Annotated in this window: 16 protein-coding genes and 1 rRNA gene; 15 read left to right on the plus strand and 2 right to left on the minus strand. The window is 54.9% G+C overall.

What is annotated here, in order from left to right:
- Positions 1 to 239 precede the first annotated feature (239 nt).
- The 8 genes from ftsE (at position 240) to DNH61_RS01010 (ending at position 11,848) form a co-directional block, all read left to right on the plus strand.
- The gene (gene ftsE, locus DNH61_RS00975) at positions 240 to 926 is read left to right on the plus strand and encodes a cell division ATP-binding protein FtsE (protein ID WP_111144827.1); all 687 of its coding nucleotides are present in this window, start codon (positions 240 to 242) and stop codon (positions 924 to 926) included.
- A complete protein-coding gene (ftsX, locus tag DNH61_RS00980; RefSeq protein ID WP_111144828.1) occupies positions 916 to 1,833 on the plus strand; it encodes a permease-like cell division protein FtsX in 918 nt (305 codons plus the stop codon). The genes ftsE and ftsX overlap by 11 nt, the downstream gene beginning before the upstream one ends.
- 13 nt (positions 1,834 to 1,846) lie before the next feature.
- Complete coding sequence (locus DNH61_RS00985) at positions 1,847 to 3,055, plus strand: murein hydrolase activator EnvC family protein (protein WP_111144829.1); 1,209 nt, start codon at positions 1,847 to 1,849, stop codon at positions 3,053 to 3,055.
- 164 nt (positions 3,056 to 3,219) lie between these two features.
- Positions 3,220 to 4,680, plus strand: coding sequence for a S41 family peptidase (locus DNH61_RS00990; protein ID WP_111144830.1), 1,461 nt, complete (start codon positions 3,220 to 3,222; stop codon positions 4,678 to 4,680).
- A 134-nt stretch (positions 4,681 to 4,814) separates the two neighbouring features.
- Positions 4,815 to 6,107 (plus strand): PDZ domain-containing protein, encoded by a 1,293-nt coding sequence (locus DNH61_RS00995; protein WP_245947820.1) that lies wholly within the window; start codon positions 4,815 to 4,817, stop codon positions 6,105 to 6,107.
- A 293-nt stretch (positions 6,108 to 6,400) separates the two neighbouring features.
- On the plus strand, positions 6,401 to 8,401 hold the full coding sequence (uvrB, locus tag DNH61_RS01000) for an excinuclease ABC subunit UvrB (RefSeq protein WP_111144831.1): 2,001 nt from the start codon (positions 6,401 to 6,403) through the stop codon (positions 8,399 to 8,401).
- Between the two features lie 13 nt (positions 8,402 to 8,414).
- Entirely contained in the window at positions 8,415 to 11,300 is a 2,886-nt protein-coding gene (gene uvrA, locus DNH61_RS01005; RefSeq protein ID WP_111144832.1) for an excinuclease ABC subunit UvrA, read from the plus strand.
- A gap of 317 nt (positions 11,301 to 11,617) precedes the next feature.
- A complete protein-coding gene (locus DNH61_RS01010) occupies positions 11,618 to 11,848 on the plus strand; it encodes a hypothetical protein (protein WP_111144833.1) in 231 nt (76 codons plus the stop codon).
- A gap of 88 nt (positions 11,849 to 11,936) precedes the next feature.
- On the opposite strand, the gene DNH61_RS01015 is transcribed toward DNH61_RS01010, so the two are convergent.
- On the minus strand, positions 11,937 to 12,905 hold the full coding sequence (locus DNH61_RS01015) for a sugar phosphate isomerase/epimerase family protein (RefSeq protein WP_111144834.1): 969 nt from the start codon (positions 12,903 to 12,905) through the stop codon (positions 11,937 to 11,939).
- Positions 12,906 to 13,136: 231 nt separating this feature from the next.
- On the opposite strand from DNH61_RS01015, the gene DNH61_RS01020 reads away from it, so the two are divergent.
- The 3 genes from DNH61_RS01020 (at position 13,137) to DNH61_RS01030 (ending at position 18,177) form a co-directional block, all read left to right on the plus strand.
- Positions 13,137 to 15,644, plus strand: coding sequence for a U32 family peptidase (locus DNH61_RS01020; protein ID WP_111144835.1), 2,508 nt, complete (start codon positions 13,137 to 13,139; stop codon positions 15,642 to 15,644).
- 349 nt (positions 15,645 to 15,993) lie between these two features.
- Positions 15,994 to 17,760, plus strand: a complete 1,767-nt coding sequence (locus tag DNH61_RS01025) for an AfsR/SARP family transcriptional regulator (RefSeq protein ID WP_111144836.1) — start codon at positions 15,994 to 15,996, stop codon at positions 17,758 to 17,760.
- A 21-nt stretch (positions 17,761 to 17,781) separates the two neighbouring features.
- On the plus strand, positions 17,782 to 18,177 hold the full coding sequence (locus DNH61_RS01030; RefSeq protein ID WP_245947823.1) for an STAS domain-containing protein: 396 nt from the start codon (positions 17,782 to 17,784) through the stop codon (positions 18,175 to 18,177).
- Positions 18,178 to 18,299: 122 nt separating this feature from the next.
- On the opposite strand, the gene DNH61_RS01035 is transcribed toward DNH61_RS01030, so the two are convergent.
- Complete coding sequence (locus DNH61_RS01035; protein WP_111144837.1) at positions 18,300 to 18,665, minus strand: hypothetical protein; 366 nt, start codon at positions 18,663 to 18,665, stop codon at positions 18,300 to 18,302.
- Positions 18,666 to 18,929: 264 nt separating this feature from the next.
- Between DNH61_RS01035 and pcrB the strand changes: the two genes are divergently transcribed.
- The 4 genes from pcrB to DNH61_RS01055 form a co-directional block, all read left to right on the plus strand.
- Positions 18,930 to 19,652 carry a heptaprenylglyceryl phosphate synthase gene (pcrB, locus tag DNH61_RS01040; protein WP_111144838.1) on the plus strand — a complete coding sequence of 241 codons (723 nt, stop codon included), beginning with the start codon at positions 18,930 to 18,932 and terminating at the stop codon, positions 19,650 to 19,652.
- A gap of 188 nt (positions 19,653 to 19,840) precedes the next feature.
- Positions 19,841 to 22,210, plus strand: coding sequence for a DNA helicase PcrA (gene pcrA, locus DNH61_RS01045; RefSeq protein ID WP_111144839.1), 2,370 nt, complete (start codon positions 19,841 to 19,843; stop codon positions 22,208 to 22,210).
- A gap of 107 nt (positions 22,211 to 22,317) precedes the next feature.
- Positions 22,318 to 24,327 (plus strand): NAD-dependent DNA ligase LigA, encoded by a 2,010-nt coding sequence (gene ligA / locus DNH61_RS01050; RefSeq protein WP_111144860.1) that lies wholly within the window; start codon positions 22,318 to 22,320, stop codon positions 24,325 to 24,327.
- 459 nt (positions 24,328 to 24,786) lie between these two features.
- Positions 24,787 to 24,910 (plus strand): 16S ribosomal RNA (locus DNH61_RS01055); the annotation flags it as partial.

Genomic DNA, 24,910 nt, shown 5'->3' on the forward strand with positions numbered 1-24,910 from the left:
CCGAATATGCAGCATTCATTCTGTATACGTATGTTTTTTACCCCAAAACCATGCCGAATGATTTGGCAATTGGAAAAGTTCGACAAAGTTCTACAAGTTTATTTTGCGAAGAAAGTCAGTATTTTAGCGGGTTTTTCAAAAATGAGAATTGTGAAAAATGAAGTTTTGCTAGTTTTAAAAAGGAAATGCGCTCTTTATGTCGAAATACTAAGAGTTGACTATCTACAGGATGTGATACCGTGATTGAGATGCAAGACATATGGAAGACCTATGCCGACGGCACACATGCCCTGCGGGGTGTATCCGTGCTGATCGACCGTAATGAATTTGTTTATCTGGTCGGCCCGTCAGGTGCCGGCAAGTCTACCTTCATGAAGCTGATTTACCGTGAGGAAGTGCCGACCAAGGGTCAGCTTTCCGTCAACGGGTTCAATATAGGCAAGCTGAAGCAGCGCAAAATACCGTATGTACGCCGGAACATCGGCGTGATTTTCCAGGATTTCCGTCTGCTGCCGAAGCTCAGCGCTTATGAGAACATCGCGTTTGCCATGGAAGTCATTGAAGCTCCCAAACGGCTCATCAAGAAGCGGACGATGGAGGTGCTGGACCTTGTCGGACTGAAGCATAAGCATGCAAGCCTGCCGGCCCAGCTGTCCGGCGGTGAGCAGCAGCGGATTGCAATCGCCCGCGCGATTGTGAACAATCCGTCCGTCATCGTGGCGGACGAGCCTACCGGCAACCTTGACCCAGAGACCTCATGGGAGATTATGAATCTCCTCGAGGAGATCAATTTTCGCGGCACAACAATCGTGATGGCCACCCACAACAAGGAAATCGTCAACACGATGCGCAAGCGGGTTATTGCGATTGAGGACGGCCTGATCGCCCGTGACCAGGCCAGAGGGGAGTACGGGTATGAAGTTTAGTACACTGCTCCGGCACATCCGCGAAGGTGCGCTTAATATTGTCCGCAACGGCTGGATGTCCTTTGCTTCAATCGGTTCTATCGTGGTATCGCTGTCTATATTAGGTGTCTTTCTTCTGCTTGCCCTTAACGTGAACAAGCTGACCGAGCAGATCGAGAGCCAGGTGCAGATCCGGGTATTCCTGCAGCTGAACACCGAGCAGCAGCAGATCGATGAGATGCACAATGTGATCGGCAATATGGAGGATGTCAGCCAGGTGACGTTCGTCTCCCGTGAGGAAGGGCTTGAGATCCTGCGGGAGAACCTTGGCGAAGACGGACAGGACCTGCTGGAGGGCTTCGACGAGACGAATAACCCGCTGCCGGACTCTTTTACCGTTGAGGTTGTCAATCCGGAGGAAATCTCCTTTGTTGCGAAGAAAATCAAAGCGGCCGGCGAGGCCGCATCGCCTAATCCGCTTATGAGCGTGAAGTATGGGCAGGGGACGGTTGAGTCACTGTTCAAGGTAACAACGGCCGTCCGGAACATCGGGCTTGTGCTCGTCCTGGCGCTTGGCGTGACCGCCATGTTCCTGATTTCGAACACGATTAAGATGACGATATTTGCCCGCAGGCGCGAGATCAGCATCATGAAGCTGGTTGGCGCGACCAACCATTTTATCCGCTGGCCATTCTTTATTGAAGGTGCCCTGCTTGGCATTATTGGTTCTGCTGTATCGGTGAGTATTCTGCTGATTGGTTACGGTCAGCTCGTCCAGGTTTCGCAGCTTGAGCTTGGCCTGATGATGATTCAGCTTGTGACGCTTGAGGAATCCGGTCTCTTAGTCGGCTCGCTGCTGCTGGGACTTGGAACGTTGATCGGGATTTGGGGAAGCACGATATCCGTGCGCAAGTATCTGAAAGTGTAGGTGATAAAGAAGCGTGAAGAGAGCATTTTTATTAATCGCATTTATCGTACTTGCTGCTGTTGTATTCCAGCCTGTTGAGGGGGAAGCCGCTTCGGAGCTGGATAAGATCCGCAATCAGATTGACCAGTTGAAGAAGGAAATGAACCAGACGGAAAGCACAAAGCAGCAGATTGAGGAAAACAAGCAGGTCGTTTCCGTTCAGAAGGAGCAGACGCTCGAATCGATCAATGCGGTTATGAGCCAAATCGACCAGATCAGCGCCGATATGCAGAGCGTAACGGATCAGATCGCTGCTACCGAAGCCGAGCTGCTTAAAGCCGGTCAGGAACTGGTGGACGCTGAAGCACGGATTGAGGCCCGCGATGAGCTGCTGCAGTCCCGTGTCCGTCTGATGTATACGAGCGGTTTCGTCTCTTACCTGGATGTGCTGATGAGCTCGAGCAGCTTCTCGGACTTTCTTGACCGGTTTGACGCACTGCAGTCGATCCTGAATCAGGACAAGGAAATCCTTGAGGAGCACAAGCGGGATAAAGAGCTGATTCTCGTCAAGAAGAGCGAGGTTGAAGGCAAGCTTGTTGATGTCAAGCATCTCTATGATAAACAAGAGAAGTACTACAACCATCTGGTCGCTAAGGAAAAAGAAAAAGAAAAGATGATTCTTCAGTACAATGCTCAATTGAAGAATCTGGAGGAGAAATCCGAAGAGCTGGAGGATATCTCCGAAGAGCAGGAATCGATGCTGATTGAGCTGGCCAAGAAGGAGAAGGCCGAGATCGAGAAGCAGAAGAAGAAGAAGAACAAGGTTTATTATTCGGGAGGCAAGCTTGCCCTGCCTGTGCGGGATAATTACCGGATGAGCTCCAATTTCGGGCCTCGTATTGATCCGATAACCGGACAACGAGGGAAGATGCATAATGGTATCGACTTCTCCGCACCGCAAGGGACGGCGATCTATGCGGCTGAGGCCGGAACGGTCATTGTATCGCAGTCGTGGAGCGGTTATGGCAACTGTATCATTATCGACCACGGCAACGGCTTGTGGACGCTATACGGCCATATCCGCAGCGGCGGCCTTCTTGTAGAGAAGGGCGAGACCGTCAAGCGTGACCAGAAGATTGCCGAGGTGGGCAGTACAGGACGCTCAACCGGTCCTCACCTGCACTTCGAAGTGCGCTTGAATGAACAGCCGGTTAACCCGATCAGCTACCTCAAGAAAAACTAATACTACCGGCTGCAGCATGCTGCCGGAATGACACCGCCAGCCGGCTTCGACCGGCATGGCGGTTTTTCATCCTAACCGGGTACAGAAGACAGCAGCAAATAATTAGTCTACAATGTTCATAAAGTGATGTACGGGCATATTGCTCTAAACTGAAGGAGGTCATCATGAATTTTCGTGGACGGACGGTCGTCGTATATGTGCTGATTGCCATGGTGTCAACCGCTTTAATTACGTTGACAGCAGCAGACCGCTGGCTGCTGCGGGAAGACGCGAAGCTTTCGGGGGCAGCAGGGGCAATTGATGGTTTAACCAGTCTCAGCAGCAAGGAGATCGACAAGCTTAACAAGGTGTTCTCGCTCGTTCAGAGCAAATATTATACAAGTGTCGAGCGGGAGGACATGGTGGACGGAGCCATTCAGGGTATGCTCAGTTCACTGGGAGATCCATACACTTCGTATATGGAAGCTTCGGATGCTACCCGCTTCTCGGAGTCCATTGAAGGCAGCTTCTCGGGAATTGGCGCCGAAGTAACACTGAAGGACGGCAAGGTGGTCATTATGTCAGCCATGAAGGGGTCACCGGCAGAGCGTGCTGGTCTGCATGCCAAGGATGTTGTTTTGTCTGCTGACGGCGAGCCTCTCGCGGGCTTGGAGCTGTCCGAGGCGGTTGCCAAAATCCGCGGTCCCAAGGGAACGAAGGTAAAGCTGGCCATTCAGCGCGAAGGTGTGTCCCAGCCGCTTGAGCTGGTGCTGATCCGCGATGACATTGATGTGGAAACTATTCAGTCCGAGATGCTAGAGAACGGCGTGGGCTATATTGAGATCCGGCAGTTCTCCGTCAACTCGGCGGAACGGTTTGCCGAAGAGCTTCAGAGCCTTGAAGAGCAGGGCATGAAGGCGCTTGTGATTGATGTGCGCAGCAACCCGGGCGGCGTGCTTCCGGTCGTCGTTACGATTGCGCAGCATTTTATAGAGGAAGGCAAGACGATTGTGCAGGTGGAAGACCGGAAGGGCGAGCGGGAGAAGACCTTGTCCAAGGGCGGCGGCAAGGAATACCCGATTGCCGTGCTGATTAATAAGGGCAGTGCCAGCGCCTCGGAGGTGCTGGCCGGAGCGCTGAGAGAATCCGCAGGGGCAGTAGTCGTAGGGGAAACCTCCTATGGCAAGGGCACTGTTCAGGTGAGCTATGACAAGCTTCTCGGGGATGGCAGTCTCGTCAAGCTGACCATTGCCAAATGGCTGACACCGGATGGCAATTGGGTGAATGAGAAGGGGCTTGAGCCCGATAAGGCTGTATCCCAGCCGGATTACTACACGGTCGCCCGGATACCTCGCGATGTTACCTTAGTGCCCGAATCGAACGGGGAAGCCGTGAAGAGCCTTCAGGTGATGCTGGATGCACTCGGCTATGAGCCGGACCGCAAGGACGGCTACTTCAGCCCGTCGACAGCGGAGGCGTTGAAACGGTTTCAGAAGGATGCCGGTATCACGCCAACCGGAGATGGCGACCCGAAGACAACGGAGCTGCTGGAACAGAAGCTGCTGGAGAAGATCATAAGCGGCGAGCAGGATATTCAGCTTGAGGAAGCAGTACAGGCAGTCCAAGAACAGCTTTCCAAAAGCTGATAGCCATAGGGCAGGGGGGATTGGAGGATTCCGCCGGGTAACTGTCGAATGATATAGAGGGCCGGATCTCGCGGTTTGGAGATTGGCCCTCTTATTTTGGTTAGTTTCGCCTTCAGCAAAGGAGTGAACGCAGGTTGGATATTGCGCTGGAATTGCTCAGGCTCACCGGATTAGCTGTAGCCAGGCTGTTTATGCAGCCGTTCTACTATATGGCGGTCTTGTTTATTATCCTGCTCTTGGCAAGACAGACCCGCACGGAGCGGAGACTGTTTCATGTCAAGCTGACATCCTGGCCGAAGCAGATTGTTCCTGCTGTTGTGGCAGGTTTGCTGGCGGGGTTGTTTCTCTCCTCCCTGTCTCTCTTTATCGGATTTGCCTTCACAAGCGAGACGGTATACTGGCTCTGGGGAGCCGCAGTAGTGCTTGTGCTAATTCGTATACGTTATGTCTGTATCGCCTACAGCGCGGCGTTGGTTGCCCTGCTGAGCGTAATCGCCGGACTGTTCTCGGGCAGCATGGACAGCGGCCAGTGGTATGGGGCTCTACTGGAATCTCTCGCCGAACAGGATGGGGCAGCTCTGCTGCTGCTTGCAGGGCTGCTCCATATGATGGAGGCGCTGCTGCTGCGCTGGCAGGGCGATTACGCGGCAGGCGCCTTGATTGTGGAAGGGAAGAGAGGCCTGCTGGTAGGCGGTTACCAGCTGCCAGCGTTCTGGCCCGTGCCCATGCTGCTGCTGGTGCCGGCTGGTTCGGCTGGGGCCGCTGCAGAGCTCGGATGGACACCGTGGCTGACTTACGCGAGCGGCTACAGCGGGAGCTGGACGATGCTGGCTATGCCGGTGGTGATCGGCTTCAGCAGCCTGGCTACGGCGAGACTGCCGCGGGCTAAAGCCCGCAAGCTCGCGGGGAGCCAGCTGTATTACAGTGCCGGCTTTATCGCTGCCGCGCTGCTGGCTGTATGGTGGGAGCCGCTGGTAGCTGCGGTTGCCGCTGCTGCCTTCGTCTGCCACGAGCTGATCTATTACATGGAACTCAGGCGGGAGGAGCAGGCGAGCCCTGTATTCGTCCATGATGTGAAGGGCCTGCGTGTGCTGGCGGTCGTGCCGGGAATGCCGGCCGATCAGATGGGCATCCAGACCGGCGAGATTCTGCACAAGGTTAACGGGACGCCGGTGCGGACAACGCAGGACCTTTATGACGGCCTTCAGGTCAATTCGGCGTTCTGCAAGCTGGAGATTATCAATCTCGAAGGCCATGTGAAGTTTGTGCAGCGCGCACGCTTTGAGGGAGAGCATCATCAGCTGGGTGTTGTGCTGGCTCCTGACGAAGGAGCCCCGCATGTGGCCGGCAGACTGGCGGCTTCGCTGGTTGATTTGCTGCGGGGCAGACGGACGACGCGGCAGCGCGGGTCAACGGTTACGATGTAAGAGTGAGATTTATAGCTATAAGCAAATACTGGGCAGTGCTCCATTTCGGGAGGCGCTGCTCTTTTGCGTTGTTTAAGATTGGGCATCAAGGGATGATCAACCGATTGCATGCGGCGAATGATCCCGGTATAATAGATGGGAACATCCATTCTCATGGAAATAATACTGTCTATTATGTACCCGACTTTGGGTATACATCATAATATAGTCTTTTACATGAACAACCAGATATCATCCTATAGATCGTTTGTTTATATACATCCATACCGGATAGGGAGTGAGAGGCCATCGCGATGAAAGAGGGAGTACACGTTCAGGATAAGAAGTTTGAGCTTCTGTCCGCCTACACGCCGCAGGGCGATCAGCCGGGCGCAATCGAACAGCTGTACACAGGGGTTGTGGATGGGCAAAAGCATCAGACGCTGCTCGGAGCAACCGGTACAGGCAAGACGTACACGATTGCCAACACAATTGCGAAGCTGAACCGGCCGACGCTGGTCATAGCGCACAACAAGACATTGGCTGCGCAGCTGTGCAGCGAGTTCAAGGAGTTTTTCCCGAACAACGCTGTTGAGTATTTTGTCAGCTATTACGATTACTATCAGCCGGAGGCGTATATCCCGTCTTCGGATACTTACATTGAGAAGGATTCGAGCATTAACGATGAGATCGACAAGCTGCGCCACTCGGCTACGAGTGCACTGTTCGAGCGGCGGGACGTGATCATTGTAGCGAGTGTTTCCTGCATTTACGGCTTGGGTTCTCCGATGGAATACAAGAGCCTGGTGCTGTCTCTGAGGGTAGGGATGGAGAAGTCCCGCAACGCTATTTTGCACAAGCTGGTCGATATTCAATACCAGCGCAACGACATTAACTTTGTCCGCGGTACATTCCGGGTCAGAGGAGATGTTATCGAAATATTCCCGGTTTCCAATAATGAGCGGGCGATCCGGGTCGAGATGTTCGGCGACGAGATCGACCGGATTACGGAGATTGATGTACTGACCGGGGAAATTATTGGTGAACGCGACCATGCAGCGATCTTCCCGGCCTCTCACTTCGTTACGCACGAGGATACGATGAAGGTGGCGCTCGTAAACATTGAACGGGAGCTGGAGGAGCGTCTGGCGGAGCTTCGCGAGCAGGGGAAGCTGCTGGAGGCGCAGCGGCTGGAGCAGCGCACACGCTACGATATCGAGATGATGCAGGAAATGGGCTTCTGCTCGGGCATCGAGAATTACTCGGGGCCTCTGACCTTCAGGGAGCGGGGCGCTACGCCGTTTACGCTGCTGGATTATTTTCCCGATGACATGCTGATGGTTATTGATGAATCCCATGTTACCCTGCCGCAGATCCGGGCGATGTACAATGGTGACCGTGCAAGGAAGGAAGTACTGGTTGATCACGGCTTCCGTCTGCCGTCGGCAATGGATAACCGGCCGCTGAAGTTCGAGGAATTCGAGAAAAAGCTGAGCCAGGTCATCTATGTATCCGCTACGCCGGGACCCTACGAAATTGAGCACTGCCCGGAGATGGTGGAGCAGATTATCCGTCCGACCGGGCTGCTGGACCCGATTATCGAGATCAGGCCGACGAAGGGCCAGATTGATGATCTGCTGGGCGAGATCCGGGACCGGATTGACAAGGACGAGAGAGTCCTCGTGACGACGCTGACCAAGAAGATGGCGGAGGATCTGACCGATTATCTGAAGGAAGTCGGGATCAAGGTGCGTTATCTGCACTCGGATATCAAGACGCTGGAGAGGATGGCTATTCTGCGCGATCTCCGGGTCGGTACCTTCCACGTGCTGGTCGGCATTAACCTGCTGCGGGAAGGTCTGGACCTTCCGGAGGTATCGCTGGTATCGATACTGGACGCGGACAAAGAAGGCTTCCTGCGTTCCGAGAGGTCGCTCATACAAACGATCGGCCGGGCGGCAAGGAACAGCGAAGGCCGTGTTATTATGTATGCTGACAAGATGACGGATTCGATGGCGAAGGCCATAAGTGAGACCGAACGCCGCCGGGAAATCCAGATCGCTTATAACGAGCAGCACGGCATCACGCCGCAGACCATCCGCAAGAAGGTCCACGATGTGATCGAGGCGACGAAGGTTGCGGAACAGAAGGCCGACTATCTGGCAGGCCCTGACCTTGGCAAGATGTCCAAGAAGGACCGTCAAGCCGTCATCCAGCGCCTGGAGGCGGAGATGAAGGAAGCGGCGAAAAATTTGCAGTTCGAGCGTGCGGCAGAGCTTCGTGATGCGCTGCTTGAGCTTAAGGCCGAGGCCTAAGGGAGGATAAGTTGTGGCTAGTGAAAATATCGTAATCAAAGGGGCGCGTGCCCACAATCTGAAGAATGTCGACATTACGATCCCGAGGGATAAGTTCGTCGTGCTGACGGGGCTGAGCGGATCCGGCAAGTCCTCCCTGGCATTCGATACCATCTACGCGGAAGGACAGCGGCGCTACGTGGAGTCGCTGTCTGCTTATGCGCGGCAGTTCCTCGGTCAGATGGAGAAGCCGGATGTTGACTCAATCGAAGGATTGTCGCCGGCGATCTCCATCGATCAGAAGACCACAAGCCGGAACCCGCGCTCGACAGTCGGAACGGTTACAGAAATTTATGACTATCTCCGTCTGCTGTTCGCACGGATTGGCAAGCCTCACTGCCCCGAGCACGGCATTGAGATCACATCGCAGACGGTAGAACAGATGGTGGACCGGATTATGGAATATCCGGAGCGCACAAGACTGCAGATTATGGCGCCGGTCGTATCGGGCCGTAAGGGTGAGCATACCAAGCTGCTGGCCGATATCCAGAAGCAGGGCTTCGTGCGTGTTCGGGTTAATGGAGAGATCCGGGACCTCAGCGAGAAGATCGAGCTGGAGAAGAACAAGAAGCATTCAATCGAAGTGGTTGTTGACCGGATCGTGATCAAGAATGAGATTGAGTCCCGGCTTGCAGATTCGATTGAGACGGCGCTCAAGCTGTCGGAAGGACAGGTTCTGGTCGATGTGATGGACCAGGAGGAGCTGCTGTTCAGCTCGAATTTGGCTTGTCCGGTATGCGGCTTCAGCATCGAGGAGCTGGCGCCGCGAATGTTCTCCTTCAACAGTCCTTATGGCGCTTGCCCGGAATGTGACGGACTGGGCGTGAAGATGATCGTCGACCCGGATCTGCTAGTTCCGAATCCGGAGAAGTCGATTGAAGACGGTGCATTCGAGGCATGGGCAGGAAGCACGTCCAACTACTATCCTCAGTTCCTCCGTTCAGTGTGTGAGCACTACGGCATCGATACAACGAAGCCGGTTGCCGAGCTGACGCCTGAGCAGATGAAGAAGCTGCTGTACGGCACGGGCGGCGACCGGGTGCGGTTCCGTTATGAGAACGACTTCGGCCATAAGAAGGAAGCTTACGTCGCCTTCGAAGGCATTGTTCACAACCTGGAGCGCCGCTATCGCGACACGGCTTCGGATGGCATACGCGAATATATCGAGGGTTATATGAGTGCCAAGCCCTGCGGCACCTGTAAGGGCCACCGTCTCCGCAAGGAGAGTCTGGCGGTAACCGTTGGCAAGCAGAACATTGCTTATGTGACCTCCTTGTCCATCGGAGAGGCCGACCGGTTCTTCAGCGCGCTTGAGCTCAGTGAGAAGGACCGGACCATCTCCAACCTGATCCTGAAGGAAATCAACAGCCGTTTGGGCTTCCTGGTTAATGTGGGGCTTGAGTATTTGACGCTCAGCCGCGCTGCAGGCACGCTGTCAGGCGGCGAAGCGCAGCGGATTCGACTCGCCACACAGATCGGCTCCAGTCTGATGGGGGTCCTGTACATTTTGGATGAACCGAGTATCGGCCTTCATCAGCGGGACAATGACCGGCTGATTAAGACGCTTGAGCATATGCGTGATATCGGCAATACGCTGATCGTCGTGGAGCATGATGAAGATACGATGCTTGCGGCGGACTATATTATCGATATCGGGCCGGGCGCGGGTATTCATGGCGGACAGGTTGTTTCCGCCGGTACCCCTGAAGAGGTTATGAACGACGAGAAGTCACTGACCGGACAGTACCTGAGCGGCAAGAAGTTTATTCCTGTTCCGCTGTCGCGCCGACCGACGGATGACCGCTGGATTGAGATCCGCGGAGCCAAGGAGAATAATCTCCGGGGCATTAACGTTAAGGTGCCGCTTGGCGTCTTTACGGCTGTTACAGGCGTATCGGGGTCAGGCAAGTCGACGCTGGTCAACGAGATCCTGTACAAGACGCTGGCAAGGGACCTTAACAAGGCGAAGGTGCGTCCTGGTGTCTATAAGGAAATCCGCGGCCTGGAGCATCTGGAGAAGGTCATTGACATAGACCAGTCTCCAATTGGCCGCACACCGCGTTCGAACCCGGCAACCTACACAGGTGTGTTCGATGATATCCGGGACGTGTATGCCAATACGAATGAAGCCAAGGTGCGCGGCTACAAGAAAGGGCGCTTCAGCTTCAACATCAAGGGCGGGCGCTGCGAAGCATGCCGCGGTGACGGCATTATCAAGATCGAGATGCACTTCCTGCCAGATGTGTATGTGCCATGCGAAATCTGTAAAGGCAAACGCTATAACAGGGAAACACTCGAAGTAAAGTACAAGGGCAAGAGCATATCAGAAGTGCTGGCGATGACCATCGAGGATGGCTGCGAATTCTTCAAGAATATACCGAAGATCCATCGCAAGCTGCAGACGCTAATGGATGTAGGGCTTGGTTACATGAATCTTGGCCAGCCGGCTACGACACTGTCGGGTGGTGAAGCGCAGCGTGTGAAGCTCGCTTCCGAGCTGCACCGGCGGAGCACCGGCAAGACCCTGTACATCCTGGATGAGCCCACGACCGGCCTGCATGTGGATGATATTGACCGTCTGCTTCATGTGCTGCACCGCCTTGTCGATTCAGGCGAATCGGTACTTGTCATTGAGCACAATCTGGATGTCATCAAGACAGCCGATTACCTGATCGACCTTGGACCGGAAGGCGGCAGCGGCGGCGGAAGCATCGTGGCAGCCGGAACGCCGGAGAAGCTCGTAGAAGTGGAAGCTTCCTATACGGGCCGCTATCTGAAGCCTGTACTGGAGAGAGACCGCAGGCGCACAGAGGAGCGCCGGCAGATTGAGGATGGCGTAGCTGCGGGGTTAGCTGAATAATAATCGCAATGTAGCGTAAGAGAGAACCACTCCCATGTCTTTTGGGGGTGGTTCTTTTTTTAGTGCTTAAGGTTGGCAGAACTTGCAGGAGTGCCTTGCGCTTCTATTAGGTATTGCACCAGCTGTGCCTCTCATTTCCCTGAGATGAAGACAAACCGGATCAACCAACCGGCCATGACAATGGAGCTGCCAGAAGTAAAGGCTTTAAGTGAGATATAAATCACATTTTTTTGAACATTTTTATTGCATCCGCTTCGAGGAAAGGCTAACATATAGCTAAGATAGGTTACGTGTGATTTTAGTGAAGGAGGTCCAACATGTTTTTGGCAGCAGAAGAAGCTACAGAGGCAGTAGCAGCAACGGCAAGTAATTTCAACACCTTTGATATCTTTATGCTTGTGTTTACCCTGCTTATTTTCCTGGGATTTGTCCGGTTATTGCTGGCCCGTCCGAGGAAGAATCTATTTGCGATCGGGTTTACGTTTGTGTCGCTCGCAACCTTCCTGTATGTGGATTACATCATGATTTTCGAGGTATGGATGGGCTAATTCCCAGTGTCCTGACCTAAACGATATGGACAAGCAAGAAGAAGACCCCGGGATCGTGTCCTGGGGTCTTCTTCTGCTTGCAGGAACCTTATACCCACCACATCTCGCCAAGCGGCTCGCGGATCAATACCTGCTGCAGGTTATCGACCGCTTTGGTGAAGCCTTCCTCGACGGACATCAGGCCATCCTCATGCTCGATGCTCACCACATAATCGTAGCCGACGAGGCGCAGCGCGCTGATGATATCTGCCCATACCTTCATGTCATGTCCGTAGCCAACTGTCCGGAACTGCCATGCACGGTCCAGCATGAGCGAGTAGGACTGCATGTCGGTTACGCCGTGGCGGTTAACGTTAACCGGATCAATTGTCGTGTCCTTCGCGTGAAAGTGATGGATAGCACCCGCACGGCCAAGAATATGGATGGCTTGCACCGGGTCAATGCCCTGCCACCACATGTGGCTTGGATCAAGGTTTGCACCGATCGCCTCTCCCGCCGCTTCACGGAGGCGAAGCATGTTCGCCGGTGTATGGACAGAAAATCCGCCATGAAGCTCAAGACCGATCTTCACATTGCGTTCTTCCGCATAGCGGCCGATCTCGGTCCAGTAAGGGATGACCTTGTTCGTCCACTGCCAATCCAGAATTTCTTGGTAATCGTTTGGCCAGGGAGCTACCGGCCAGTTCGGATACTTGGCATCCTCATGATCGCCGGGACAGCCCGAGAATGTATTGACGACGGGGATTTCCAGCTTGGAAGCCAGATCTATCGTTTCGCGAATCAGCTTGTCATGCTCGCCAGAGATGGCTTTCTGCGGATGGAGCGGGTTGGCATGACAGCTAAGCGCGCTCACGATCAAGCCCCGGGAATCAACAGCCTGCTTGAAGGCTTTGCGCTTACCTTCGTCGGCGAGCAGCTCTTCCCTATTGCAGTGGGCATCGCCGGGATAGCCGCCGGTTCCGATCTCGACGGCCTGTACACCCTTGGCTGCGACCATATCCAGCATTTCCTCAAACGGCTTCTGACTGAACAGTACAGTGAATACACCCAGTTTCATCTTAATAATGCCCTCCTTAACCGAATGGTATCGCTTTCCAACGTATTATAGCATGCCCCCAAAAAGCAATGAAATGGGAGAGGCGCGATTTGCCAATTTCGAACACAAAGTCAACAAAAGTCAGCAAAAAGCATTTCGCTCGCTTGGTTGGTGGATTCACACCGGGCCGGGTGGTACACTAGTAGGTGAAATGGGCGCATCAGCCCTGAAGTGGAGGTAACAACAGCGAAGATGATACAAGTACAACGTGAAGATATAGAACTGCTGGCACCTGCGGGCGATTGGGACTGCATGCGGGCGGCCGCGGCGAATGGTGCCGACGCCGTATTTTTCGGTGTGGAGAAGTTTAATGCAAGGGCAAGAGCCAACAATTTCCGGATGGATGAGCTCCCCGAAATTATGGCCTTCCTGCACAGCTATGGCATGAAGGGTTTTCTGACCTTTAATATATTGGTATTTGAGAATGAGCTGGAAGACGCGAAGCAGCTTATTGAAGCCTGCATTGAGGCAGGGGTAGATGCGGTCATCGTGCAGGACTTGGGACTTGTGAAAATGATCCGTGAGATTTCACCGGATTTTCCGATTCACGGCTCAACCCAGATGACGATTACCTCCCCTGAAGCGGTGGAGTTTACCAAGCCGTTCGACCTGGAGCGTGTGGTGCTCGGGCGTGAGAACAATCTCAAGCAGATCAAGACGATCGGCGAGCAGGCCAAGCTCCCGATGGAAGTATTCGTGCATGGCGCACTTTGCGTATCTTATTCAGGCCAGTGCCTGACATCGGAGATGTGGGGCGGCCGCTCCGCTAACCGCGGGGAATGTGCCCAGGCCTGCCGCCTGCCGTATGATCTTATGATTGACGGTGTGCAGAAGCCTATGGGTGATGTTGCCTATCTGCTGTCGCCGAAGGATCTGGCTGCTATTGAGCTGGTCCCAGAGCTGATCGAAGCGGGGGTAACGTCCTTCAAGATTGAGGGCAGGCTGAAGAGTCCCGAGTATGTAGCCAATGTGGTCAGCAAGTACCGCAAGGCGATTGACCGGTATTTTGCCGGTGACCGCTCAGCGCCTGCGAAGGAAGAAGTGCGGGAGCTGCAGCAGAGCTTCTCGCGCGGCTTCACGCCGGGCTTCCTGAAGGGGACGAACAACAAGCAGCTTGTGGAAGGCACCTTCCCCAAGAGCCGTGGCGTATACCTCGGGCGGGTGGAACGTATTCTGAGGGATGCGGTCGTCTGCCGCCTGGATGCTCCGCTTAAGCGCGGAGACGGAATTGTGTTTGACGCGGGCGACCCGACCAAGAAGGAAGAAGGCGGGCGTGTCTACGACCTGCGGCGGCAGGGGGTCAAGGTAGAGGGAGAGGTACAGGAAAATACGGTCATCGAGATCGTCCCTGGCCGTAATGATGTGAATCTGCAGAAGGTTCATGTCGGTGACCGGATCTGGAAAACAAGCGACCCGGCGCTGGACAAGCGTCTTCGTCAGACCTTCGAAACGGAGAAGCCTTACCGGGTATTCCCGCTTCATGTAAGAGCTGAGGGCAGGGCTGGCGAGCCTCTGCGGACCTTGTGGACAGATTTGCAGAAGGGAACAACCGTTGAAGTGTGCTCCGAGCTTCCGCTTGAGGAGGCGAAGAAGCGTCCGCTCGATGAGGAGATTCTGCGGGAGCAGCTCGGCCGGCTCGGAGGGACCCTGTTCCAGCTGGAGACTCTGGAGCTTGGGCTGGAAGGCGAATTGATCGTACCGATCCGCGAGCTCAACCGGATACGCCGCGAAGCGGCTGAGCAGCTGGCCGGTGAGCGTCCGAAGCCGCCGGTGTATGTCCATCATCACAAGATCGATGTGCTCGCTGATGCCGCCGGGCCTAAGCAGGTGTCGGGCCGTGTGCCGGAGCTGACGGCATTGTGCCGGACACTGGAGCAGGTTGAGGCAGCTGTCAAAACGAATGTCAGCATGATCTATGCGGACTTTGAGTTTATCAAGCAGTTCCCGGCTGCGGTGGAGACCGCGAGACGAGCAGGCAAGCGCATTGCGCTGGCAACACCGCGAATCCATATGCCTGGCGAGAACGGCTACCATAACAATATTCTGAAGCTGAAGCCGGACGCCATACTGGTTCGGAATACCGGCGCACTGTATTTCTACATGCGTGCCAGGGCGGAGAACCCAGCGGCTGCATTTCCGGAGCTGATCGGGGATTTCTCGCTTAACGCGGCGAACCACAAGACCGTTAACCTGTTCACAGAAGCGGGCTGCAGCCGGGTCACGCCATCGTATGACCTGAATGTGCAGCAGATGATGGACCTGCTGGAACACTCGGACACCTCCAAGCTGGAAGTGGTTATTCATCAGCATCTGCCGATGTTCCATACGGAGCACTGTGTCTACTGCACATTCCTTAGTGAAGGAACGGATTACACGAACTGCGGCAGACCTTGTGAGGAACACAACGTGTCTCTGCAGGACAGAATCGGCATGTCGCATCCGGTGAGAGTGGATGAGGGCTGCCGGAATACCGTCTATAACGCCATCGAGCAGTCGGGAGCCGAATACCTGCGAACTTTCATGGACCTGGGCGTCCATTCCCTGCGGGTGGAGTTTCTGGAGGAGACGGCTGAGAAGGTGGAAGAAGTCATCAGCCTCTATACAGATGCCATTGCAGGCCGGATCAGCGGCACGCAAGTTTGGCGGAGCCTCAAGGCGATCAACCAGCTGGGCGTAACCCGCGGACAGCTTGTAAAATAAGCGGCAGTCTCATCAGGGCTCACTACTATGGGACAGCAGTACATGACAATGGCCGGTCGGGAACCTCTCCCTGACCGGCTGTTTTCCGTTCTTGGGAGTCTAACCTGCTTTTGGTGATTGTAGCGAGAACACTTCAAGCCAATGGATTATATCTCAAGAATGGCGTGACAGGTTATCCCTTTGGCTATTTTTTGTTCAAACAGGGGTTAACAGAGCTTGGAGGAACTTTTTTTAGTCGAAAATGTAACTTTTTATAGGGAAAACCAGTCAACATCAATAATAATGATTTCATTTTTTATAATCCTTTAGTACTATTAACCTATAAATATAGAACAATGTGGTGATTGCGATGCGTCTATCATTTCAACCTGAAATTCCGGATCACGTGAAGGAGCTTGTACTGGCGCTTGAGCAATCCGTGCTTGACGGGCGAGTTCCGGAGTCTGATGTGCTGGAGCAGTTGCCAGAGGAAGCTTTTCTTGGTTCACCGTTGCTGCTGCGTGCCGGGTCGACCCGTCTCATTATGGAAGGCCAGCTGCAGGAGGCCCGCGAATGGGTCCAGGCAGCAATTAGAGGCTATGCGGTCCAGGCGGACCACGTTGAAATGCTGTCAATGATCGGTTTGTTAACGTTATTATATGTGCGGATCGGTGATTTCACCGAAACCGAAACGCTGCTGCAGTTTCTTGAGGATGAGGGGCTCCGGTCGCCGGAATCCTGCGGCGGCTTTGTATGGTGGGCACTTGCCCGCGGGAAGAGCTGGAACCGGATGTCCCCGGTTATTCAATCTCTCTCCTCCGAAGCTTATTTTGGCCGTGCTGCCGACAGCTTTGCCGAGGCGGGGGATGCCGCTTCGTTCGGCCATCTTCTTCTGGACTGCTGGCTATATGACGGCAGCTGCATGCAGACGCCTGAATGGCAGAAGCGGCTTAACCATCTGCGTCAATGGGGAGCGCTCCGCCGGGAATGCGATACGGTTCTGAGAGCGATCAATGGAGAGACACTGCCGCAGGAGGCTTTGATGCTGCTGCCAAGCCGGTATGCTTATATGGCTGGTGTGCTCCAGTCAACGCAGCAGTGGAATTCCACAGGACCGGTCAAGCCGCCGGCCAGTGATCTTAAGTATGATGTCGAGATTCAGCTCTTCGCTTCCCGGGCCAACGTCATGCGCAAGCTTACAATCGGGGAACGGACGGACGCGGCGATGTCGCTGCGGCAGATGGAGCTGATGGCGGAGGAAATGTCCACCCCGCGTATTGCTAGATGGATGGAGGAGCTGCGGGGCAAGCTGAGCAGTCCTTCGGGTTATGTTCCGCTTATGCCGAACCTTTCCTTTGAAGAAGAGCCGCTGCCTCACAACCCGCAGGATGGAGCCGACCGCCTTCGCATTCAACTGATGGGAGGCACCCGCCTGCTGGGCTTGGACGGGACCGTTCTTACGCCGAAGTGGAAGCGCAAGCGGTCCAAAGAGCTGCTGGTATACCTGCTGCTGCAGCCGGATTACAGGGCGATTCGTGAGCAGGTCATTGACGAGCTGTTCGGAGAAGGCGATCCGACCAAGCTGGCTAACCATCTGTATGTATCCCTGCATGAGCTGCGGAGCGCACTTGCTGCACTTGGCTTTGAGGATGCGGTAGAGGCGCGCGGCGGCATTATCGGCTTCCGTGAATCGGTGATTGAAGTGGTGGACGTCGGCCATTATATGACGCTTTCCAAGGTGGGAGATGACCTCTGGACAGATGACCGGGATGAGGCTTCCCGCCTGTATCAGGATGCTGTGAGGCTGTATGGACTGCTGGGAGCGGACATGCCGCAGCTGGACTGGCTCATGCGATGGCGTGAGCAGCTGCTTGAACGGCAGACGCAGATGCTCAGGCGGTTAGGTGAATATTATGCGGCCTCATCGGATGACAGCCATACGGAAAAATGGCTCTCCGCCTGGATTGAGCTTCGTTCCGATCAGGAGGAGGCTTACCAGGAGATGATCCGCTACTGGATCAGACGGGGGCGTCACGCTGAAGCGCTCAGCTGGTATAGGCGCCTCGAGAAGAAGTGCAGGGAGGAGCTCGGAACGGAGCCTCTTGCTGAGACAAAACGCTTATTGGGAGAAGTATGACGGAATCGGGGGAACGACAAAATGATGGAAACGGCTTCTACCCCGCCGAATGTTCAGGAGCTGAAGGTGACGACTGTGCGGCACGAACAAGCTCTGTCGGTTACACTTGAAGGCGATCTGGTCCATTCTTCTTTGGGTAGGTTAAAAGATGAGCTGGATGTTGAGAATGACCTTCAGGGCTGCAAGTATCTTATCTTGAATTTACATACGGTGAACTATCTGGACAGCGCTGGCATGGCTGTGCTTATCCGGATTGCCCGTCAGGGACGCAAGAACGGATACCGTATGTTTGTCTGCGGCGTATCCATCCATTATCAGAAGCTGTTCCGGCTGGTCGGATTGACGGAGCATGTTATGATTTATCCGGATGAATATGCCGTTATGCAGCGTTTGGCGGTACTTGAGGGCGAACAATAGCTTATCGGCGAGCCGGTAGGCTGACATAAACAGCATAAGCTGCTGCAAGGGCAGCCTGCTGCCGAATAATTTCGGCTGGCGGGCTGCCCTTTCGTTGGAGTCTATTTCCGTCTTGGCCGCAGCTATGCTTGGCCGCCGTTCTTGCTTGTTTCATACCCCGGATAATCGTAGTCGGTGTCCTGAAGCTTCTCGATGAGACGGTTATCCCGGATAAACTGCTTGGTGGACTCCGTACCGAGCTTGTAAATCATGGCATAGAGATCCCGGATGTCATCGCTGAAGTCGGTAGCGGTCTGCTCCTTGTCATTCGATTTGTACGGGATCGGGGCTTTGAAATGGCTGATCCGGTCATCGGCTTCTTCACGGACGATCAGCCTCTGAAGCTGCTCAAGCTCCTCAGGCGTCGCTTCTATCTCCATGTAATCCGCTTCGGGCCGATGCTTCTCAATCGTTCCTGACGTTATCGATACGTAGTAGTGCTCCTTCATTACAATCCCCTCCTTGAACAGCGGCGTCCGCTACTGCGGGAACCATCATGCCGCTTGTCATACCCATTAATACCAACCGTTCTGCAGGATTGAAACAGGTATTCCGCTTGCAGGAGTAATCCCTGCTTCAGTCAGGCGAAACAACAAGGGAGCTGTTTACAGCCGTTTGCTTCCGCCTGCATCCGTCTATGCTGCAAAATTGACACCATGACACCAGTCGAATAGACTGAAGGGGATGTGACACGGAACGGAGGAAACCGCAGCATGGATAACCGGCAGCAGGACAAACCATTCGCCGCCTGGCGGCATGTGTTCAAACTGGACCCCGAGCGGCTGCTTGACGATGATTCGCTGGATGCAATCTGCATGTCGGGGAGCGATGCCATACTGGTGGGCGGGACAACAGGCGTTACCTATGATAATACCGTGGATCTGATGGCACGGATCAGGCGTTACGAAGTGCCGTGCGCACTTGAGGTATCGACCGTGGAAGCGGCTGTGCCGGGGTTCGATTACTATTTCATCCCGCTGGTTCTAAACACGGGGGCGGCCGAGTGGGTGACGGGCAGGCAGGCGGAGGCTATTGCGCAGTATGATGCTTTTATCCCTTGGGAGATGACGGCTGCCGAAGGCTACGTTGTTCTCAATCCGAATGCTGCGGTTGCCCGGCTGACGGAAGCCAGGACTTCCCTGGATGCGACAGAGGCAGCGGCTTACGCCAAGCTGGCGGACCGGCTGATGCGGCTGCCTGTCGTGTATGCGGAATACAGCGGCCGCTTTGGCGACATGGAGCTGGTGCGGGGGATGCGGCTGGCCATGACGGAAGGCAGGCTGTTCTACGGCGGAGGCATTGACGGACCGGAGAAGGCGGTGCTGGCGGCCCGGGCGGCGGATACGGTTGTAGTGGGCAATATCATATACAGCGATCTTGGAGCTGCTCTGGCTACTGTACAGGCAGTGAAGGAAGCGGGCCCCGGCATTATCTAAATACCCGACCCTATATATTTCCAAAGGCTTCTCAGCTGCCGGCTGGTCTGGCGGGAGAAGCTTTTTTTGCAGCCGGGGCAAAAGCATATATTTACATGCTCTCTTTTCATTAAACTTAAATTGACACACACGGGTGGGTGGACTAGACTGAAAGCAGGCGAACAAGAACGCGAACAAAGGAGATTATTATGTTTAATCGGATAGATATCGATCAGGCCGTTGAACGTCTGAATCCGCGCCAGCAGGAAGCGGTTAAGGCAACGGAAGGACCTCTGCTGATTATGGCAGGCGCGGGCAGCGGCAAGACACGCGTGCTGACTCATCGCATCGCTTATTTAATCGACAAGCGGCGGGTTGCTCCCTGGAGCATCCTGGCGATAACCTTTACGAACAAGGCGGCCAGGGAAATGCGGGAGCGTGTAGCTGCGCTTGTCGGGCCCGGCGGCGATGATATATGGGTATCGACCTTTCACTCGATGTGCGTACGGATTCTGCGCAAGGATATCAGCCGGATCGGCTTCAGCACCAGCTTCTCGATTCTTGATTCGGCAGACCAGCTGTCCGTCATCCGGAACTGCATGAAGGACCAGAATATCGATACGAAGAAGTTTGAGCCGAAGGCTGTGCAGGCGGCCATCAGCAGTGCGAAGAATGAGCTGGTCACTCCCGAACGCTTCGAGCAGAAGGTCGGGGATTATTTTCAGCAGATCGTGGCAGATGTCTACAAGTCTTACCAGAAGCGGCTCAAGAGCAACAATTCGCTGGATTTCGACGATCTGATCATGACGACAATTCAGCTGTTCAAGGAAGTGCCCGAGGTCCTGGACTTCTATCAGAACAAGTTCCGCTATCTTCACGTGGACGAGTATCAGGATACGAACCGTGCGCAGTACATGCTGTGCCGGATGCTGGCTGACAAGCAGCACAACATCTGCGTGGTTGGTGACAGCGACCAGTCGATCTACCGCTGGCGCGGTGCCGACATTACGAACATCTTGAATTTTGAGGGAGATTACCCGGAAGCCAAGACGATTTTCCTGGAGCAGAATTACCGCTCTACGGCGAATATCCTGAATGCGGCCAATGCGGTAATCAAGCAGAACACCGGGCGCAAGCCGAAGAAGCTGTGGACCGACCGCGGCGAAGGAGAGCCGATTGCCGTCTACCAGGCGGATTCGGAGCATGAGGAAGGTTATTTTGTGACCGGGGAGATTCGCAAGAACCGGATGAACGGCCGCAAATATGCCGACCATGCCATTCTCTACCGCACCAATGCCCAGTCCCGGGTTATCGAGGAAATTTTGATCAAGTCGGATATTCCGTATCAGATCGTGGGCGGCATCAAATTCTATGACCGTAAAGAGATCAAGGACCTGCTCGCTTATCTGCGCCTGATCTCCAATCCCACCGATGATATCAGCCTTGCGCGGATTATCAATGTCCCGAAGCGGGGCATCGGCGATACGACACTGGGCAAAATCGCTTCCGAAGCGACGCTTCGCGGCGTATCGATGTACGAGGTGCTGGGCAATCTGGAAGGCGTGGATGTGGCGGGCAAGACGCGGGCGGCTTTGACGGATTTCCGCGAGCTGATTGATAATCTGACCCGCATGGTGGATTACCTCTCCGTCACAGAGCTGACCGAGAAGATGCTGGAGTTCATCAAGTACCGGGAGGAGCTGGAACGCGAGAACACGCTGGAATCCAAGTCCCGGCTGGAGAACATTGACGAGTTCCTGTCGGTGACCATGGACTTCGAAGCCCGGAACGATGACAAGTCGCTGGTCGCGTTCTTGACCGACCTTGCACTGATCGCGGATATCGATTCGATGAACAAAGCCGAGGACGAGGATGCGCAGGACGCTGTTGTTCTGATGACGATGCACAGCGCCAAGGGACTCGAGTTCCCGGTCGTATTCATCATCGGGATGGAGGAGGGCGTCTTTCCTCACAGCAGGGCGTTCTCGGATAACGAGGAGCTGGAAGAGGAGCGCAGGCTGGCCTATGTGGGCATCACCCGGGCCGAGCAGCAGCTGTTCCTGACGTGCGCGAGAATGCGCACGCTGTTCGGGCGGACGGCGGCCAATGCGCCGTCCCGCTTCCTCCAGGAGGTGCCGGACTCGGTGAAGACCGTGCTCTCTCCTGGCGGGCGGATTGCCGGCGGCGGTATGGGCGCCGGCAGCCGCGGATACGGCGCAGCCGAGCCGGCCGGAGGCGGCTTCGGCTTCCGCGCCGGAGGGCGCGCCCCGGCAGCAGGCGCGCCTGGTATTGGCGGACGCCCGGGGCAGGCCGGGGCGTCCGGTGCCGCCGCAGGCGGCGGAAACGTCGTCCGCATGACGACGCCGATGCAGGCCGCCCGGGCTGCTGGCGGCGCGTCGGCAGGCGGTGGGTCCGGCACATTTGCGGCAGGCGACAAGGTAGCGCACGGCAAATGGGGCACCGGCACGATCGTCGCCGTCAAAGGCGAAGGCAATGACATGGAGCTGCAGATTGCATTCCCGGCGCCGGTCGGCGTGAAACGTCTGCTGGCCGCTTTTGCACCAGTTACGAAGGTTTAGGACATACTAGCCGAATACGGCAGACATTTGATGATAGAGGTAAGCTGCAGATGAACCGGCCAGGGGGCCGGTTTCTTCTCGGCTGGGACGAAAGGATGACATGGTCGATGGAGCAGGGTGTACAGGAGCGGATGGAACAGCTGGTCGAGGAGATCAACCGCCATAATTATCAGTACTATACGATGGATCAGCCGACAATCAGTGATAAGGAATATGATGTGCTGTATGACGAGCTGATCAAGCTTGAACAGGAAAGCGGTATCGTTCTGCCGCATTCGCCAAGCCGCCGGGTGGGCGGCGAGATCCTGAAGGGGTTTGAGCCTCACCGGCACCGTTCCCGGTTATGGAGCCTTGACAAGGCACAGGACAGCGAGGACCTTATGGCCTGGAATGCCAGAGTCATGAAGACTGTTGCGGATTATAATACCAAGAATCCGGATAACCCGCTCCCTCCTCCTACATATGTGGTCGAGCTGAAGTTCGACGGTCTTACCTTGAATCTTACTTATGAAGACGGGCAGCTCGTTCAGGCCGCAACAAGAGGCAACGGCGTGATTGGCGAAGGCATATTGGAGAATGTGCGGACCATTCGCTCTGTGCCGCTGTCCATCCCGTTTGACGGCATCATTGAGGTGCAAGGTGAAGGAATTATGAACCTGTCTGTACTTGAGGCGTACAACAAGACAGCAGCAGAGCCGCTGAAGAATGCCCGGAACGCCGCGGCCGGGGCGCTTCGCAACCTGAATCCGAAGGTGACAGCCGAGCGGAAGCTGAACGCCTTCTTCTATAACGTGGGCTACGCCGACGGGGTTTCCTTCAGCTCCCACCAAGAGATGATCGGTTTTCTGCGGGATAACCACTTCAACGTCAATCCTTACATCAAGTACTTCGATACCATTGAAGATGTCATGGCCGAGATGATTGAGATCGTGGACAAGCGCAAGGGTCTGGACTACCTGATCGACGGCGCAGTGGTCAAGCTGACCGATATGCGGACACGTGAAGTGCTCGGCTATACCGATAAGTTCCCGCGTTGGGCGGTCGCGTTCAAGTTTGAGGCGGAAGAGACGACGACGATCCTGCAGACCGTCAACTGGGAAGTGGGCCGTACCGGTAAAATAACTCCTGTCGCCCGTGTGGAGCCGGTTGAGCTGGCGGGCGTTACCGTCCAGAACTGCACGCTTAATAACGCAGGCGACATTGAACGGAAGAACCTGAAGTTTGCGCTTGGCACCCGGGTATTTATCCGCCGTTCCAACGATGTCATACCGGAAATACTGGGCAAGGCCGATGAAGAAGTCGGGCAGGAGATTGAGTATCCGACAGCTTGCCCTGCTTGCGGCACGCCGCTTGAGCAGCGGGGCGCGCATCTGTTCTGCAATAACAAGCTGTCCTGCCGGCCGCAGACGGTTGCCCGGATCGCTCATTTTGCCTCTCGGGATGCAATGGACATTGACACCTTCAGCGTCATGACAGCCGAGCAGCTGTATGAAGCCTGCGAAGTGCGCGACCCTGCCGACCTGTACGAGCTGACTTACGACTCTTTGATTAATTTGGAGCGGTTCGGCGACCGGAAGGCGCGCAAGCTGCTTGATGCGATCGACAAGTCCAAAACCCGTGATCTGGCAGCCTTCCTCTACGCGCTTGGTATTCCGAATACGGGAAAAGCGACCACGAAGATGCTGGCTGACCACTATGGCGATCTGGATGCGGTCATGCAGGCTGCGCCGGAGGAATTGGTGGCACTGCCTGACGTAGGCGGCATCGTAGCGGAGAGCATCAGCGGCTTCTTCGCGGACCCGGTTGTCCAGGATAGTATCCGCCGGATGCGGGAAGCGGGCGTCAAGGCGGAAGCCGACAAGCCAGCTGAGGTTCGCACCGACAGCCCATTCAGCGGAAAAACGGTCGTGCTGACCGGCACGCTGTCCTTAATGACACGTGACGAGGCCGCGAAGAAGCTGGAAGCACTGGGCGCCAAGGTTTCGGGCAGCGTCTCCAAGAAAACCGACTTCGTCATTGCGGGCGAAAGTGCGGGCAGCAAGCTGGCCAAAGCGCGCGATCTTGGTGTAGCTGTTATTGAAGACGAAGCAGAATTCGTGCGGATGCTGGGCGAGTAGTCCATAAGCTTAAGTATTTGATGGCGCTGGTCTGTTTGGAAGGCTGGCGCCATTTCTTATCAAGAAAAGCAATCCTTCTTCTCTTTAGCTGCTGCATGGCTAGACTGCCATAATTGTTGCATTGATCAGGGACGTGCTGCATGTTAAATTAGTAACTGTCGCTGCTGCCGGTAAACGCTCTAGTTAAGAGAAGAGGCCGGAGAGCATGGCAGGCAACTGCGATAAGTGTTGAAACAGCCCGATGTCATCCTCATTAAGAGGATGTGTTCCTGACAGTTTTAGTTGGAATATATCGGATGGTTGACAGTAATGACGAAAGCTGATAATATCTTATCTTGTGACCACGGTAAGTTGGTTGCTTACAAGTTCTTTGAAAACTGAACAAATGGATCACGTCAATCCAAGATTGATATAGTAATGAGCAAGTCAAACACCTGATGCAGCCTAAGGGAAGCATCTTTAATGGAGAGTTTGATCCTGGCTCAGGACGAACGCTGGCGGCGTGCCTAATACATGCAAGTCGAGCGGATCTTTGAAGGTGCTTGCACCTTTAAAGATTAGCGGCGGACGGGTGAGTAACACG

This window comes from Paenibacillus sambharensis (genome assembly GCF_003233845.1).
Classification (GTDB): Bacteria; Bacillota; Bacilli; order Paenibacillales; family Paenibacillaceae; genus Paenibacillus_I; species Paenibacillus_I sambharensis.